The sequence below is a fragment of the Armatimonadota bacterium genome, from assembly GCA_035527535.1.
Lineage (GTDB): Bacteria > Armatimonadota > Hebobacteria.
In genome coordinates this window covers 17,803-33,828 of record DATLAK010000033.1, presented here as the reverse complement: position 1 = coordinate 33,828, position 16,026 = coordinate 17,803, and the positions used below count along the sequence as shown (strand labels likewise).

Sequence of the window (16,026 nt, the reverse complement as noted above, 5' to 3'; positions counted from 1 at the left end):
CCAGTCAACCGCGTGGTCGAGCAATTCCTTCACCTGGCGCAAGCGCTCCGTTTCATCCGCCGCGGCCATCGCCTTCAGCAGTCCGTCCTTGCTCCGCAGCGCCCGCAGCACCGCGCTCTGCTGTCCCTGGTACAGCCGCTTCAGCCCCCGCCGCACGCCATCCTCACCTGTGGCACAGCCGCCCTCGGCTGTGAACGGGCGGCCACGGAGCGCCGCCCCTACAGTGCGCTCACCGATCTCCGCCGTCACCGTCCCCTCGGACCGGCACGCGGGCGCCCGCGTGCTCGGCGCCCACCACGCATCCCCCCACGCCACCGGGTCCCCCCATTTGAACTCCGACCGCAGCTCGTTGATCGTCCGCAAGCCCGCCGCCGCCAGCCGCACCGCCACCTCCGCCTGCTGCGCGAGGTCCTGCGGCGTCACATCCGCGAACACTAACTCCAGGTTCGGGGCATACCGCGCGCACAGCTCCCCCGTCACCCGCGCCGCGAACCGCGCCAGCTTCGGCTCCATCGTCTCCGCCCAGAACGTCTTGTCCTGCTCGCGCGCGTTGGCGTAGTTCGCGTAGCGCAGCACCCCGATCTTCGCCGGCGGCACCCCGAACATCGAGCAGATCTCCTCCCGCGTCAACTCGCGCCCCGCCAAGAAATCTATGTCCTTTTGGCCGGCGGTGAGCTGCTTGTACTTCAGCCCGGCTTCCAGAATCGCAGTTCGGTGTGCTGATTCCGTGCCCAGGTGCCCCTTGCGCCACTCCTCGCGCAGGCGATCGAACTCCGCCGCGCTCAGCGTGCGGTCGGTTTCGAGCACACCGTCGGGACGCGCCGAGTTCTTGAAGAAATTGCGGTTCCAGCGCTCCGAGTAGTAGTCCGTCTCCAGCTTCAGCGCCGCCGCCTGGATCACGCCCATCCCCCAGTAGCGGTCGAGGGGGTTGAAATACCTGAAGTGGACGACCCAGTCCGGCTCCAGCGGCACGTCGGTCGTCGCCGCGCGATAGACATAGCCCGAGGGCGCGCCGTCCGCGCCCTTGGCGATGCGCACGCGGTCCGGCTCCAGGTAATGGATCTCCCGCGGGCGCCCGAAGTTCGGGCGACCCGAGGGCCGCGGCCGGCCGTCGGCGTCGGTGATGAACACCCCCGCGGGATCGGCCTCAAACAGGCCCGTCCCGTCCACCTCGCTCAGATACCAGAAGGCGTTGCCCGTCAGTTCGAGATGTGTAACCGTGGCCTCGAACAACTCCAACCCCGACATGCAAGCATTGGGGCGGCGCAGCAGACGGCGCAGGTCATCGCGGCGCACCTCATTGCCCATCGCGTCCTCGAAATGCCACGGCACCCGCGCGAACGACGACGCGATCAGGCTGGTGCAGGCATAGACCGTGCCGATCTTCGAGTAGGCCTCCAGGTAGTCCGAGGTGTGAGAGAACATGCCCGCCGGCGCCTCGTCCATGCCATAGACATGGTGCCGCCGCCACACCGTCTCCCAGGCCGATTTGCCCAACACCCGCCCGGCGAGATTTCGCAAACCTGTCATTACATTACGGGTCAATCGCGTTGACTCCCCATCATCTGGTAGCGCAGGCGTCCCGCCTGCGAGCACACCAGCTTCTGACGGCGCGATTCATCGCGCCCATGTGGCCCAGTCGTTTCCGAATCCCGATCCATCGGGGCCCCCGGCTGGCAAACCTTAGGGGCGCATGGCCATGCGCCCCTACCAGTAATCCGCGCCCATCCCTGTTGAGCGGCGGCTAATTGCCGTCTTGTCTCCGCGTCCTCTGCGCCTCCGCGGTTCAAGTCTCGTCGGCGTTCATCGGCGGTTCATTCCGCCTCTTCTCTTCTCTGTGTGCTCTGTGGTTAGTCGGTTTCCCTCATCCGTGTCCATCTGCGTTTATCTGTGGATGATCCCTCTCCGTGCCCTCTGTGCTCTCCGTGGTTAATCCCTACTCCCCCAGCCACCGCACCACCGGCGGCCGTGTATGCGCCGCCGCGTGCCAGGCGAGCGCCAGCGCCATCACGCAGTCATCGTGATAGCGCTCGCTGGGCGCGGCATAGCGGACATTCCCCGCCGCCGTCAGCTCGTAGCGGAAGGCTTCGAGCTCCCCGACGAGCTCCGGCACATCGGGGTAAGTGATGTCTCCCCGTTCAATTGCGAGCGCCAGCGCATCAATCAACTGCCGCTTGCTGGCGGCGGTGGTCAGGAACCCCTCCACCGGGCACGGCAGATCGCGCCGCAACTGCTCCACCAGCGGGTCGCCCGCCGAGTTCATCTCCGCCACCATCATCCGCGGCCGCCAGCGCTCGACCAGCGCCCCCAGCCGCCCCATCTGCAGCGTGTAATCCACCTGCAGCTGCCGGTCGAGCGCCACCACCGTGTTGCGCGCGACATCCAACACCACGAACACGCTCGCGTCCTGGTGCTTGCCCCAATCAACCCCGATTACCACTTCCTGCGCGCCAGGCTCCTCAAACGCGCCCGTCGCCTGCCGCCGGGCCTGCGGAAACACCGCGCCCACGTCATCCTCGAACGCCGCCAGGTACTCCTGGCGAAAGTATCGCTCCACCATCCCCTTGCGCGCTGCCGCGATTTCGCCGCGCGGGATGTACGGGTTGTCGGTGGTCGCAAAGCGCCAGCTCTCAACCTCGGTGTCCAGCGCGTCCTGCCCCCGCAGCCACAGTCGGTAGAGCCAGTTCTTGCCCGCGGGCGTCGCCGTGAAGGCGGCGCGCCCGAGCTTATCGCTCAACGCGGGGCGCAGGGCGCGGCCCCACGCCTCCTCGCTCACCCGCGCCGCCTCGTCCACCACCACGAAATCCAGCCCCTCGGAGAGCAGCGAATCGGGGTTGTCGGCGGACTTGAACCAGATGCTGGAGCCGTTGACCAGCTCCACCATCACCTCCGTGCGCGAGACGTTGGCGATGATCTCCTCCGGCAGGAACGCGAACAACTCGCGCCACCCCTTGCGCGTGATCGAGAACGTCGGCGCCACCCACCAGTTGAGTGACCCCGGTTGGCGGATGGCGGCGCGGATCAGTTCATTCACCGCGGCCTTCGTTTTCCCGAAGCGCCGCCCGGCGACGAGGACGCGAAACCGCGCCCGGGAATCATGAAACCTCCGCTGCGCTGTAGTGGGGCGGTACGGGACGGTCAGCGTCCGGCGCGCGGGCGGACACGATAGCGTCGCCGTCGTCCCATCGGATAACGATCTCTCCGCCGTGGTCATGGTTCAGCTTGCCGGCCGTGCGCTCGGAGTAGAGGCCGACCGCCTTCAGGACATGCACCGCCGCGCTGACGTCGCTCTCCTCCACCCGCTCCAGCAGCTTTTCCACCGCCCGCAGCGAAGAGTTGCGCAGCACCTGCGCGGCGAGCGAGAAGTTGGCCTCCAGGTGCTCCTGGCGGCGGCGGCAGAAATCGGGATCGCGCTGCCACGCCTCAATCGTGTCCGCGCGCACCCCCACCTCCTGCGCGACCTTTTCTCTGCTCATGCCCGCCAACAGCAGCGGTATCGCCTGCTCCCAGCGGTGGTTGCGTCCTGATCTCACCCTGCCCTCCGACCTCGTCATCGTGAGGCAGCCGTCCCGGCTGCCAACCCCTCTCACGGTGAGGGTCGCCGTGGACGGAGCCCGCGTCCGACGGCGGACTTCATCCGCGTTCACCCGCGGCTATGACCCTCTACCTTTTTCTGCTCTGCGGTCTCTGCGCCTCTGCGGTGATTCCCTCCACATTCACGAAGAACAGGAACCTCCCGCCCTTGCCGCGCAGGCTGCGCACCAGCGCCCGGTCCGGCGCCCGCTGGTGCCGCCACACGCGCTCGGGCCGCCGGTAAACCGACTTTTCCGCCTCCCGCACCTGCCACCAGAACTCCCCCTCCAGCGGACTGCCTTCATATAACGCGGACGCATCGCGGCATTTTACAACCGCCCGCGCGAAGATTCTTGATACCCGCTGCTGCGAAACCCCCAACTCCGCCGCGATCTCGCGCTGGCGCGCCCCATCCAGCCGGCGAATCATCACTCGCCGCTCGCTGTCATCCAGCCGGTCGTAGAAGATGGTCAGGCGCAAGCGCCGCTGCAGCGCCCCCAGCCGGCGCAACGTTAGCCAATCCTCGGCGTCGAGCGCGTATTCACCTCCAGCCGCGGCGAGACCGCTCACCGGCGTCTCGCGCCGCGCCTTCTCGCGCAACTGGCGTGCCGTATAGACCCCTGGGGTCTCGCGGAGCAAGCCGTCGGCGGCCTCCTCGGCGGCCGCGGTGCCCGCCGCCGGGGGCTTCGTGTCGGCGCGCGTCATCGGCTTTCCTCCCGGTCCCACACCCCGCCCGAGAACAGGTGCCGGAAGCGCTCCATCTCCTCGGTCTCGGGGGCGTCGGGGAAAACGATGTAGTAGAGGAACTCCAGCGTTCCGTCCTGGCCGCAGTGGCCGCAGCGAAACCACGGCGTGCCGCGGATGACGGTGATGCCGCGCTCCACCCGCGTGCGCCACGGCTCCGCCGCGGTGTGGATGACCAGCGTCCGCTGCTCGCACCACGGGCAACGCCGCAGCCCCAGCCACGACGCCAGTCGCGAATCCAACTCGTGCCGCATGACCTCCGTAATCATCAGGACCTCCGTTGGTGCCTGGTCGGAAAAGGGGGGACGATGCGCGCCGAGCGCCAAACCAAAAGGCGAGCCACCTCCGCGTGTGATTCACAGCCGCTCCCGGCTGTGAACTTCGCGGAATGACTCGCCTGCGTTCTTCGCTCGGCGAAATGGGGCCTAGGTGCTAAAGGCCCGCTGCTCCATCGTTTCCAATCGCACCACCCGACGATCCTGAATGACCGCGGTCACGCGACCGTACTTCAGGGCCCGCAAGGCCCTGACCAGCTCGACCTCCTCCCATGTCATCTCCAACAGCCACTTGCGCTGCGCCGGCGATACCTTAGCCATACTACCTTTCTCCTCCCAGCCGATGCTTTTCGCCGATCCCTCCGAGCCGTCCCGCGGCTCCGGGCTACAGCGAACGATACAGGCGCTCCGCCTGTATCGTCCCAGCCATCCCCGTTAATCACGGCCGCTCCGAAGCACCCAGTGGTTTCTACTATAAACTCTGAGGAGCCTATTGTCAAGGGCGACGCTAAAAAATGCAAAAATATTTTTGCATTCATGGTAGAATCCCATTACAATGCCTCTCGACCGCAACTTGCTCGGTGAAAAGCTGCGCGCGGCGGTGCGCGCGGCGGGCCTGACCGTAGTCGAGGCAGCCAGTCGGGTGCCCGTGTCACCCCAGGCCCTGCACGCCTACTTCCGCGGCACCAAGACCCCCGCCTTGGCGACCGTGGTGCGGCTGGCTGAAGTGTTGCGGGTGCCCGTGGGTCGTCTGCTCGAGGGGCAGCCCGACTCCGTGCGCGAGGAAGCCGCCCAAACCCAGATTGACCGCGCCCTGCATCGCGCTCGCGTCGAGCGCGCGGAGGTGCGCCCCGGCATCATTGACCTGCCGGTGCTGGGCCATATCCGCGCCGGCCCCCTGAGCGAAATCGAGCCGCGCGACGAGGGCGTGCTGCGCCTGCCCGAGGCGGTCTCCGAAAACGCCGACTACGCGCTGCGCATCGCCGGCGACTCCATGGAGCCCACCCTGCGCGAGGGCGAGTATGTCGCGGTGCACCGCCAGCATGCGGCGGAGGATGGCGACATCGTCATCGCCCGCGTGGGATCTGAACTGGTGCTCAAGCGCCTGCGCCGCTCCCCCCACGGCATCACTCTCCAATCCGACAACCCCGCCTACGCCGCCATCCCCATGTCCCCGGGCGACCTCGCCATCGAGGGTGTCGTCACCTGCTCCTGGCGCCCCCGCTCCGCCCTGCGCCGGTGAGGTGTCGCACCGCCGTTTCCGAATCCCGATCTATCGGGGCCCTCGGTGGCTAGGTCGCAAAGCGACCGCCACGGCGACCTTTAGGCCTAGCCGCTGGGAATGGGCGGCCACACCGGGCCGCCCCTACAACGCGACCGCCGTCTACGCTTTCTGCGCTCGCCACCCGCCGCCCGCCGCGGGTGTGACCGATTTTCGTTGGTGGAGTTGACCGGAGAGGTGGCGCCGTGCATCCCACGTGGAGCATAGGCGCCCTCGCCTGTGTCATTTGGCGACCCGACGAGGCGGGTCGCCCACACGGCCGGGGCGGCCATGCTCCATGGGTTGATCCTCACACCAACTTTTCGCGGTCACACCCCCCGCCGCCGCTTGATTGACACCTCCGCGCTGCGGGGCTATACTCTGGTCACCACCGCCGTGCACTGCGAGGCCCTATGCCGGACTAGCGGATAGACACACCTGCTTCTTTGTTCCCTGCGCTCGCCTCTGCCGCGGGCCGGGGTTATGTCACGTGTCTATCCGGAGCAACGGCAGGGCCATCCACGCGATCTTGACCACGAGCCGCCGACCACTTCGCGGATTCCGGCGGCCCTCTGCTTGACCCCTGCTCGTTCTCCGCCCCAAAGGAGAATGAGATGTCACATCGCTGTGCCGTTTGCGGCAAGGGACCACTTGCCGGTAACACCGTCGCGCGTCGCGGCAAGCCCAAGCAGGAGGGCGGCGCCGGCTCACGCATCCTCAAGCGGACGAAGCGCCGGCAGAAGCCCAACTTGCAGAGCGTCCGCGCTGTCGTCAACGGGCGCTCTCGCACCATGCGCGTCTGCACCAAGTGCCTCAAGGCCGGCAAGGTCACACGGCCCTAGTTGCGTCAACGATGAATTGATGGGTGTTCTTCGGGGTCGGACCGGGCGCGACACAGGTAGGGGCACGGCATGCCGTGCCCCTACGAGTACCCTCTGTGCCATCTCTTCAGTGCCATCCGTCCCATCCGCGCTTATCAGCTCTTGCGTATGGCTAGCCTCTTCTCGTTTTCCTCCGCGCCCCTCTGCGGCGGGCAAGCCGCCGCGTTCTCCCACGCGGCTAATCTCTTTCCTGCTTGTTCGGCGTTCATCGGCGGCTAAGACCTCTATCCCCCCATCACGTTCCGCGGCTGCCCCCGCTCGCAGGCGAGGATACCGGCGCCGCCGGCATCGAGCATCCCCGCAACACCCGGTGGCGGCAGCATCGGTTGCCGCTATCGCAGCGTGACCTCCAGGCTTTCATCCTCCCGCACGACTGTTTCCGCGGTCAGGAGAGCGCGGACTCGTCCCCCCTCAACGGTGAGCGCCGCGGGCACCGGCGCGCCGGAGAGTATGACCGTCACCTGCGACACCTGCCATTGCTCCGGCACCTCGAAGACCATCGTCTTCACCCGCAGCCGGCCGTGGCGCACCTCGATGCGTTCGATCTGGCTGCGATCACCGCGCCGCTGCGCGAACACCCCCCAGCCCTCCGCGGCGATGAAGAACGACCTGTGATCTTCGGGCCTCCACACCGGCCTGAAGCCGATGACCCCCGCCGGCCCGTCGTAGACGAACCCCTGGCATGCGAGCAGCAGCGACCACACGCTCAGCGCCCGCGCGTAGAACTTGCCGCACTCATCGTCCCCGAACGGGTTGCCGCTGTAGCCCCATGACGCCGTGTCCCCCGGCGTCAGCCCCTCCCGCCGCCGCCCGTCATAGCGGTCGTGTACCGCTCGCACCACCATCAAACCCTCTTCCAGCAGCCCCGCCTGCACCATCGTCGCCGCCGCCGCGTACTCGAACCCGCTCATCACCTCGTCGGCGTAGAACGTCGTTTGCTCGGCGTCGGGACGCCCCCCGCGGGGCCAGGTGATCATCTGCATCCCCGCGTCCTCGTCCGCCACGAACTTGCGCGGCGACTGCGCGATGCCGCGGAAGTCCGCGTGGAAATTGTACTTCACCAGCGCCGACAAGGCGCTGCGCACGTGGTCGGGCGGGTAGAGCCAGCCGAGGTCGAGCTGATGCGCCCACCACTGGCCGAGCGCCTGGTCTATGTGGCAGCCCGTCAGGTAGTCCTTGCCCGCCTCCGCATCAGGGAGCTGGACGTAGTACTCGCCGTTGAACAGGGTCTCGTCCTGCGCGCGTGCCCCCGACTCGCGCAGGTGACGATAACGCGCCGCCGCCTCATCCCCCTGCAGTCCAGCCATCTTCTCCGCCGCCGCCAGCGCCGCCAGGTACAGCGATCCCAGCCACGACGAGCTCCCCCCGAGCGCCTCGTCCAGGGTGTTCCACTGCGCCCCCGCAAGCACCCCGTCTTCGTCCGCGTCCCACGTCGCGATGGCGTAGTCCATCGCCCTCCGGATGCGCGTCCACCACCGGTCGAGCCATCCCGAATCGGCGCTCAGCAGGTGCTCCCGGTAGGCGCCGAGAATCGCCCCGCACTGCCCATCGCACGCCGGCCCGTACTCCGGGCACTGGCGGTGCGGCACCCCGCCCTCCGCCGTCTGCAAGCGCAGCTCTTGCTCGCGCATGACGCGGCCGATCTGCGGGAACAGGCGCGCGGGTGCCTGCGCGTAGTGCCACACGTGGGAGCAGTTCCCTGCGCAGCAGCCCTGAGATTGCCCGCACCCCTCCCAGCCGCCGAAGTAGCCGCCTCCCGTCCAGAAGCACGTCGGGCTGCGCAGGATCGCCACCTGCGAGCTGATGCGGTCCAGCAGCCAGTGGGGCAGGTTCGAGGAGTACAGCGCGTCGTGATAGAGCCGCGTCCGCCTCGTCAGCTCCTCCAGCCGTGCGCCCAGCTCGCGCGCCACCTCAAGCGCGTTGGGCCACCAGTTGGCGTACATGTTGCCCGCTCCGCCCCACGCGCCCTCTCCGTGGGTGGCACCGGGGAAGTGCCAGGTCAGGACGAACGTGACCGTCTTCTTCTCCCCCGGCTGCAGGCTGAAGCCCACCGCCAGCGCCGCGTCTATCGTCTCCCCGCCCGGCGAAGGCCCCGCGGTCTGCGGGCCCGCGACCGCGCCGTCCACGGCGAAATCGGCCGCCAGCGCTTCGAGGCGGTCCCAGGCGGCGGTCGCCGTCGCGGCCTCAGCGAACGTCGCCAGCGCCATGTCTCCGCAGCCGGGCGCCGCGCAGTCCCTTCCCGCCGTCATGTGCACGACGGTCGCGCCGTTCTCGCACAGGACCCGGTTGCGGTTACCCCCGTAATGCGGGTGCGAACGCTCCCTGATTTCCTCGGCTCCGGTAAACCCAACGGCGTTTTGCTGACTCGCCAGGAAGCTCACGGCGATGCCGTCCGCACCGCGGTTCTCAGCCGCGAGGTTGAAGACCGCGCAGGGGATCGCCGAGTCTCTCGCCTCCAGCGGGAGCAGCGGATTGAACGTCTCCATCGTCACCCCGATCGGGCATTCCGGGTCCTCGAACTCGAACCATCCGAACGGGTACTCGCCGCGAAAGCTCAGCCCTTTCATCCCCGCCAAGGGGCCCACCGCCGTCGTCTGCAGCGCGCGCACCAGGGGTTCGCCGTCGCGCGGTTTCACCCGCACGGCGAAAAAGCTGTGGGGCACCACCGCCTGCCGGTGATTGCTGAATATCTGCCAGACCGCCGGCCGCGCCGTGCCGTCCATCTGGATGCAGCCGGTGCCGATGCCGCCCACGGGAAAGCTGATGGCAGTCAGGTTGTCGCCGCGGTAGACGCGCGTTTCGCCGCGCCCGAAAAGGTGCCGCTCCGACGCGAGCTCCCGCCGGTGTGCGTCCCATTCCGCCTGGCGCTGCGCCGCCAGCGCCATCACATTATCCCAGCCATAACAGACCTCTTCGCACTCCCGCCCGCCGATGACAATGGTCCTGCTACCCGTGAATCTACCGCCCAGATGCTCATAGAAGCTGCGCGACGCATTTTCTCTCAACACCCCCACCACCATCGAGCACATGCCCATTTCCACCAGCCGCTGCGCAACCGCCTGCACGAGTCGGCGTCCTATCCCCCGCCGTTGGTACTCCTCCAGGATATAAATGGCCGGCAACGCCCCCGCAAACGGCGCGTCATCCGCGGCCGCTTGCGCGCCGCTCGCGAAGCCGACGATCTCGCCTTCTTCCGTCTCCGCAACGAAAGCGAAGTATCCGGTCTCGGCCTCGGTGAAGTTCCGCTCTGCCGCCTTCTCCGCTTTCTCGTACGACAAACCAGCCAGGTGCTCATCGGGAACCATCCCCCGGTACGTGCTCCGCCACGCATCCACATGTACCCGCGCGATCCCACCCGTGTCCGCCAAGCAAGCCTCGCGTATCACTATCACCACAATCGTCTTCCGTCAAGGATTGAACCCCCGACAACGCCGACGGACACCGATAGGAAGGAACTTGTCCAGTGCTTCAGTTCTATCGGCGTGTGTCGGCGTCAATCGGCGGTTACCTCTTGTTTACCCCCCCACCACGTTCTGCGGCTGCCCGCGCTCGAAGGCGACCAGGTTCTCGATGGTCGTATCCAGGATGCGCCGCAGCGCCTCCTCGCTGTAGAACGCCATGTGCGGGGTGATGATCACGTTGTCGCGCTCCAGCAGGCTCCGCAGCGGCCGCAGCTCCCGCGGCGGCTTGCGCTCCCCGCGCAGCAGGACGCTCTCCTCCTTGACCGCCTGCTCGCCCTCGAACACATCCAGCCCCGCGCCCCCGACCTGCCCTGAGTCCAATGCCGCCACCAGCGCCTGCGTGTCAATCAGCTCCCCGCGCGCGGTGTTGACTATCAGCACCCCCCGCTTCATCGTCGCCAGCGACTTGCGGTTGATGAGATGCCGGGTCGCCGGCGCCAGCGGCGCGTGCAGCGAGATCACCTCCGACTGCGCGAACACTTCCGCCAGCGGCGCGTAGCGAAACCCCAGGATCTCCGCCAGCAGCGCGCTCTCCTTGACATCGTAGGCCAGCACCTCCATGCTCAACGCTCGCGCAATACGTATCACGTGCAGGCCGATGGCCCCCGCGCCCACCACCCCCAGCGTCTTGTCCTTGAGCTCAAACCCCCGCAGTCCCGCCAGCCGAAAGTCGCCCCCGCTCACCCGGTCGTGCGCCAGGAAGATCCTGCGCGACAGCCCCAGGATCAGGCCGAAGGTGTGCTCCGCCACCGTATTCGCGCCGTACTCGGGAACGTTGCAGACCGTGATTCCCCGCTCCCGCGCCGCCGCCAGGTCTATGTGGTCGGTGCCGGTCGAGCGCGTGGCGATGAGCTTGAGGCTGGCCATGCTCTCCATGACTTGGCGATTGATCCCGCAGTACACGAACACCGAAACGGCGTCGTAGTTCGCCGGCGGCGGTGGTGATCGGTCACCGAGGCATTCCTCGTACAGCTCCGTCGCGTCCGCCAGCGGCGATTGCGCGATGAGCTCGCGCTCCCAGTCCTGCACCTCGAAAAAGGCGATCTTCATGGGCGGTCTCCGGCGTCAGCGTGGTGGGTTCGTTACTTGGGGCGCGTCCGCGGCGATCCTGTCGTCCCCGGCCGACAGCACGCCGCCGCCTGCGCCCGCCGGGGATGCGGAGGCCGCGGCACCGGGCTCGACCGCCCTACACCTTCACCCGGCGGTCGAGCGCCTCCTGCGCCTCGACGGCGTAGCGCCGCAGGGTCTCTCGCGCCTCATCCAGGGTGCAGCCGCGCCCGTCCTGCCGGGCTTCATGCGCGGCCGCGTGAATCGCCCACTTGATCATCGGGTACTCGGGCATGCACGGGCGCGCACGGCACGCGGGGAGCTGCTTGATGAAGGTATGCAGCCGGGGCCGCCGCGCGACGAACTCCTGGTACTCGTCGCTCGCCAGCACCGGCCCCACCAGGGGCAGGTGGCCGGTCGCCCGCACCCACTCCATAAGCCCTTCCTGGGTCGTGAACCAGCGCAGGAAGCGCCACCCCGCTCGCTCGCATTCCCGCTCGCGGCAGGCGAGCGCCAGGCACAGCGTGCTGTCCGCTCCGCCGAAACCGTTGGCCGCCCGCCGCCCCCGCGGCAGCGGCGCGATCTCGTAGTCGAGATGCTCGCATCGCCCCGACAGGTAGTAGTCGAGCATCCCCAGCTTGAGGCCGACGTCGCCGCGCTCGAACTCCGCGTGCGCCGGGCAGCACGCCCCCACGTCGGCATGGCACTTCAGCGCCTGCGTCCCCTCCTCGCTGTCGAAGGCGATCCGCGTCCGCTCCTCGTTCACGAGATCGGCCCCGAACTGCCACATCAGCAGGGGCACGTCAGACGCATGGTGGCTGCAGCCGAAGCGGTCGGTCCGTCCGTCCCCGTCGGTGTCGGCGGCGAGCATGACCGACGCCGCCATGACCTCCCCCCAGGTCGCGGGCGCCGCGCTCACCCCCGCCCGTTCCAGCAGCGAGCGATTGCAGTACAGAGCGTGCGGATCCCCCTCGATCGGCAGCCCCCAGATGTGGCCGCGGTAGCGCACCGTGTCCATCACCCCGTCCACGAAGTCCGAGACCTCTATGCCCTCCGCACCGGCGATCAAATCATCCAGCGGCCGGATGCGCTCCTGGTCCGCGAGCGTGGCGATGAACTCGGCATAGACCATCACTACCTCCGGCAGGCTGTTACCCAGGTACGGCGGCAAGAGGCCCAGCCTCTCGGTGGCGTCATCCCTGATGCCGTCTCGCAGCTCCTTCGCCCGCACCACGACCTGGGATTGACTGGCGTTGAACACGCCCACCAAGTGCTCCATCGCGCTGGCGCGGTCGCCGCCGACGAAGTGATGGAATGACACGCTTCTGGTCATGCGTTGCTCCGGTGAAGGACCGTCCCAGCGCCGGTTGTGCGCCGGACTCGCTCACGGGTGTGACCTTCATCGGTGGGGATGCCGGGGCGCGCTGGAGTGGCACCCCGACCCGTCGGGGTGAAGCAGCCCCTCGAATAGAGCTGCCACCAGGCGTCACGCCTCAATCCCGCTTTTCGAGGTCACACCCTCGCTCATTGCATCGCAATTCCTGTGCCACAAGCTAGCAAGCGGGGGTGTATCTGGAACCCCGGTGGGTCTCAGATTGATGGCGAAACACGGTCGTCCGAGGCGGCATTGCTCCACGTATCGCTGGAAACGCACCTGGTTCCACCCCAACGCGCCTCGCCTGGGGCCGAGTAGCCAACCAGGTACCATGGCTTCCGGCCGACATCGGGTATAACCATAGGTGGAGGCGTGCCCACCGGCGCTCAGTGGCCGTGCGGGGTGACCGGGCGTGAAGCAGATGCTTGCGAGAAGCGGCCTCTTCGCCGCCATATGCGTCGCGCTGATTACCGCGGGTGCTGCCGCGATTGCCGACCCCTCTTCGGTGGGCTACGAATACCGCCGGGTAGCCGCCACCGATGTCCACGTCGTCACCGTCAACCTCAACGACCCCGACGTCGCCGTGACCCTGGTGGTCGCGCGCGACGGCATCGGCAGCGCCGAGCCCTTCGCCTCGATCATGCGTCGCTCGCGGCCCGACGCCGCGATCACCGGCACCTTCTTCGGCGTCGAGTGCCTGCTGCCCATTGGCAACCTCGTGCTCGACGGGCGGCTGCTGTCCCCGGTCGCCACCGGCACCACCCTCGCCATCACCCGCGGCAACGAAGCGGTGCTGCTGCCCACCCGGGCCAATCAGGCCATGGACTGGAGCGGGTATTCCGCCGCCCTGTTCGCGGGGCCGACGCTGGTCAAGGACGGCAGGTACGCGGTGGATCCTGCGGCAGAGGGCTTCCACGACCGGGGGCACTACCGCCCTGCTCGCCGCACCGCCCTCGGCATCAGGCCCAACCATAAGCTGCTGCTGGTGGCGGTCGCGCGGCCTGTAACCTTGACGCGGATGGCGGCCATCATGAAGGCGCTGGGCGCTCGCCACGCCTTCGCTCTCGACGGCGGCACCTCCGCCGCCCTGCACTACCGCGGCCACACCATCGTGCGCCCCGGCCGCCGCCTCACCCATGTCATCGCGGTTTACGCCAATGGCCGCCCGTCGGTGGTGGCCCAAGCGCCCCACCCGCGCAGCGGCTAGCGCTCAGTTAACATGGTTGTGAATCAAAGACGCCGCAGCCTCCAGGACAGCCGCGGACGGCTGTCCTACCGCGAGAGCGGTGATACCGGTAGGCCAGGCGTCCCGCCTGGCCTCAGATGGCCACACTTGAATCTTGTTGCAGGAATACGTTGACTGGGCACTAGCGCTCGACCTCCAGCGTCACCGGCAGCATCCGGACTTCCCCTTCCTGGTCCGACGGCCCCATCAGCGCCATCGCGTACTTGCCAGGGCGCGCGTTCTTCGGCACCGTCCACGATATCGCTTGCACATATACGTGGTGCGGCCGGTTGGCATCCAGCGGCACCTTGCCGTACGCCAGCGGAAACTGGACCCCAAACCCCTCCTCCAGCTCGCCGGTTGCGGGTACCACCCGGGGGAAATGCAGCAGTACCGGCACCAGCCGCTCGAGCCGCTCCCGCACCTGCCAGCGAAACTTCATGTGGAAGACCTCGCCCGGCCGCAGCGACCTCGGCGCCACCTCGACCTCCACGCAGTTCACCGTCCCCGTCTGCGGCAGCGCGCCCGTCGCCGGCTGCTCCATCTCGGGCCAGCTCTCCAGCACCTCCATGAACACCCCGTAGTCCTTCCAGACGTACTCCGATGTGCGCACCGTGTTGTCAAACTGCGCAAACAGCCGGCGCTTCCCCTTGGTCGCCATCAGCGCCCGTGTCAGGTACGGCGGGTACACCCACGGGGCCCTGAGGTTGGGGTTGGCCGGCCATGGCGGCGAGATCTCGTAGGCGTGCACGGCGGCTCTCTTCACCACGGGGTCTTCGATGTTCGCCCATCCGAAGTGCTCCCGCACCAGGTCCACCGGAACCACCGTGACGTCGCGCCGGTAGCCCTCGATGTGCTGCAAGTAGGGATAGGAACCGTGCAGCGTGAAATCCGCATCTACCAGCAGGGTCACGTCCGGGGGTAGGGTTTGCAGCGCGTTGAGGCTCTCGTTATACATTCTCCAGTCGCCGCGCTTGTCCATCGCCCGCCAGTTCACCAGCAGCAGGTGCGCCACCAGCGCCACCGCCGCCACCGCCATCACCAGTTCCGGCCACCGCCCACCCGCCCCCGACCGCCGGCGACCCAACCAGGCCGTCACCACCCCCAGCCCGATCGCGGCCCATAACACCAGCACGAGCTCGGTCGGCATCGCGAATACCAGGCGGTCCGGCACCATGTTGGAGTAGGCGTAGATCGCCGAGAAGATGAATCCACTCAGCGTCGCCACCCGCAGCACGGTCCTGCGCGTCGCCGCCAATCCCACCACCGCCAACGCCGGCACCACCAGCGTGTGCTGCGCGATGAGCGGCGCCCAGTGCTCGGTCGCCGTCGTCAGCGCCTCCGCGGCCGAGCGCGCGAACGCCCACTGTGCAAACTGCCTGCCGGTGACGTGCCACCACCAGTAGCGCCATCCCAGGTGGATGGCGCCCCAGTTCATCACCGGGTGACGATTCGCGAGCGGAATCAGCAGCAGGTAGAGCAGGTTCGGCGCCGCCGTGATCCCCGCCATCTTGAGCGCCAGCTTCCAGTCGCGCCCGCGCGTCCCCCACAGGCACAGCGCCCACGCGGGCAAGCTGAAGAAGAGCGAGGTGCGATGGTGCGCCAGCCCCAGCCCCGCCATCAGCGCCACCAGGTAGGCCGACTGCCGCGAGCGCGTGTCCTCCCAGCGAACGACCGCCGCCAGCATCAGCGCCACCGTCAGGGCGTGCAGCGAGTAGACCTCGAACGCGACCGACTGCGACCACAAACCCTGACTCAGCGCCGCCATCAGGCCGGCTGCCATCCCGCACCACGCGCGCCCGCTCACCCTCGCCGCCACCCACGCCAACCCGCCTGCCGTCGCCGCGCCGTAGAGCGCGGAAACCAGATTCAAGCGGTAGGCGACGGTGCCGATGGGCAGCAGCACCTCGAACGCCTTGCCCAGCAGCAGAAACAAGGGATACCCCGTCGGGTGCGGCACGCCCAGCACATGCACCGCCACCATCAGCTCGGCGCTATCGCCGCGCACGAAGGTCGGCGCCAGGGCGGCGACATACACCCCCATCGCCACCGCCCCCGTGACCAGCGCGGCCACCCACGGCCCCCGGTCGCGCGTCCGCGTTGGTTCCGGTTCCGCGGCGGCGCGGGCTTCCTCTTTCTTCTTCCGCGCTGCCGTCACTGTGCTCTCACGTGCTGCCATCCGTC

13 protein-coding genes are annotated in these 16,026 nt (G+C 68.0%); 3 read left to right on the top strand and 10 right to left on the bottom strand.

Going from position 1 to position 16,026, the window contains the following annotated elements; all coding sequences use genetic code 11:
* The 6 genes from VM221_01830 to VM221_01805 all read right to left on the bottom strand — a co-directional run.
* The coding region (locus VM221_01830; GenBank protein HUT73557.1) for a phage portal protein at nucleotides 1–1,530 on the bottom strand (1,530 nt) is incomplete at its 3' end.
* A gap of 406 nt (nucleotides 1,531–1,936) precedes the next feature.
* Nucleotides 1,937–3,214 (bottom strand): phage terminase large subunit, encoded by a 1,278-nt coding sequence (locus tag VM221_01825; protein HUT73556.1) that lies wholly within the window; start codon nucleotides 3,212–3,214, stop codon nucleotides 1,937–1,939.
* Entirely contained in the window at nucleotides 3,096–3,533 is a 438-nt protein-coding gene (locus tag VM221_01820) for a hypothetical protein (GenBank protein HUT73555.1), read from the bottom strand. Before VM221_01820 ends, VM221_01825 begins: the two co-directional genes overlap by 119 nt.
* Nucleotides 3,534–3,663: 130 nt before the next feature.
* Complete coding sequence (locus VM221_01815) at nucleotides 3,664–4,278, bottom strand: sigma factor-like helix-turn-helix DNA-binding protein (GenBank protein ID HUT73554.1); 615 nt, start codon at nucleotides 4,276–4,278, stop codon at nucleotides 3,664–3,666.
* Entirely contained in the window at nucleotides 4,275–4,586 is a 312-nt protein-coding gene (locus tag VM221_01810; GenBank protein HUT73553.1) for a YgiT-type zinc finger protein, read from the bottom strand. The genes VM221_01815 and VM221_01810 overlap by 4 nt, the downstream gene beginning before the upstream one ends.
* A gap of 156 nt (nucleotides 4,587–4,742) precedes the next feature.
* A complete protein-coding gene (locus VM221_01805) occupies nucleotides 4,743–4,913 on the bottom strand; it encodes a DUF2292 domain-containing protein (GenBank protein HUT73552.1) in 171 nt (56 codons plus the stop codon).
* A 235-nt stretch (nucleotides 4,914–5,148) separates the two neighbouring features.
* Between VM221_01805 and VM221_01800 the strand changes: the two genes are divergently transcribed.
* A complete protein-coding gene (locus tag VM221_01800; protein ID HUT73551.1) occupies nucleotides 5,149–5,835 on the top strand; it encodes an XRE family transcriptional regulator in 687 nt (228 codons plus the stop codon).
* A 632-nt stretch (nucleotides 5,836–6,467) separates the two neighbouring features.
* A complete protein-coding gene (gene rpmB, locus VM221_01795) occupies nucleotides 6,468–6,695 on the top strand; it encodes a 50S ribosomal protein L28 (protein ID HUT73550.1) in 228 nt (75 codons plus the stop codon).
* Between the two features lie 371 nt (nucleotides 6,696–7,066).
* Here rpmB and VM221_01790 read toward each other — a convergent pair whose 3' ends face one another.
* The 3 genes from VM221_01790 to VM221_01780 all read right to left on the bottom strand — a co-directional run bounded on the left by VM221_01790 (nucleotide 7,067) and on the right by VM221_01780 (nucleotide 12,575).
* Nucleotides 7,067–10,129 (bottom strand): GNAT family N-acetyltransferase, encoded by a 3,063-nt coding sequence (locus VM221_01790; protein HUT73549.1) that lies wholly within the window; start codon nucleotides 10,127–10,129, stop codon nucleotides 7,067–7,069.
* Between the two features lie 120 nt (nucleotides 10,130–10,249).
* A complete protein-coding gene (locus tag VM221_01785) occupies nucleotides 10,250–11,245 on the bottom strand; it encodes an NAD(P)-dependent oxidoreductase (GenBank protein ID HUT73548.1) in 996 nt (331 codons plus the stop codon).
* 136 nt (nucleotides 11,246–11,381) lie between these two features.
* Nucleotides 11,382–12,575 (bottom strand): extracellular solute-binding protein, encoded by a 1,194-nt coding sequence (locus VM221_01780; GenBank protein ID HUT73547.1) that lies wholly within the window; start codon nucleotides 12,573–12,575, stop codon nucleotides 11,382–11,384.
* 463 nt (nucleotides 12,576–13,038) lie between these two features.
* Here VM221_01780 and VM221_01775 point away from each other — a divergent pair, with 463 nt between their 5' ends.
* Complete coding sequence (locus VM221_01775) at nucleotides 13,039–13,824, top strand: phosphodiester glycosidase family protein (GenBank protein ID HUT73546.1); 786 nt, start codon at nucleotides 13,039–13,041, stop codon at nucleotides 13,822–13,824.
* A 160-nt stretch (nucleotides 13,825–13,984) separates the two neighbouring features.
* Here the strand turns inward: VM221_01775 and VM221_01770 are convergent, their stop codons facing one another.
* Nucleotides 13,985–16,000, bottom strand: coding sequence for a DUF2723 domain-containing protein (locus tag VM221_01770; protein ID HUT73545.1), 2,016 nt, complete (start codon nucleotides 15,998–16,000; stop codon nucleotides 13,985–13,987).
* Nucleotides 16,001–16,026 lie beyond the last annotated feature (26 nt).

What these genes read in the sequence shown, in the direction of transcription:
- VM221_01825 (HUT73556.1), bottom strand. Translation starts at nt 3,214, where the DNA reads ATGACCACGGCGGAGAGATCGTTATCCGATGGGACGACGGCGACGCTA.
- VM221_01815 (HUT73554.1), bottom strand. Translation starts at nt 4,278, where the DNA reads ATGACGCGCGCCGACACGAAGCCCCCGGCGGCGGGCACCGCGGCCGCC.
- VM221_01810 (HUT73553.1), bottom strand. Translation starts at nt 4,586, where the DNA reads ATGATTACGGAGGTCATGCGGCACGAGTTGGATTCGCGACTGGCGTCG.
- VM221_01805 (HUT73552.1), bottom strand. Translation starts at nt 4,913, where the DNA reads ATGGCTAAGGTATCGCCGGCGCAGCGCAAGTGGCTGTTGGAGATGACA.
- VM221_01800 (HUT73551.1), top strand. Translation starts at nt 5,149, where the DNA reads ATGCCTCTCGACCGCAACTTGCTCGGTGAAAAGCTGCGCGCGGCGGTG.
- rpmB (HUT73550.1), top strand. Translation starts at nt 6,468, where the DNA reads ATGTCACATCGCTGTGCCGTTTGCGGCAAGGGACCACTTGCCGGTAAC.
- VM221_01785 (HUT73548.1), bottom strand. Translation starts at nt 11,245, where the DNA reads ATGAAGATCGCCTTTTTCGAGGTGCAGGACTGGGAGCGCGAGCTCATC.
- VM221_01780 (HUT73547.1), bottom strand. Translation starts at nt 12,575, where the DNA reads ATGACCAGAAGCGTGTCATTCCATCACTTCGTCGGCGGCGACCGCGCC.
- VM221_01775 (HUT73546.1), top strand. Translation starts at nt 13,039, where the DNA reads ATGCTTGCGAGAAGCGGCCTCTTCGCCGCCATATGCGTCGCGCTGATT.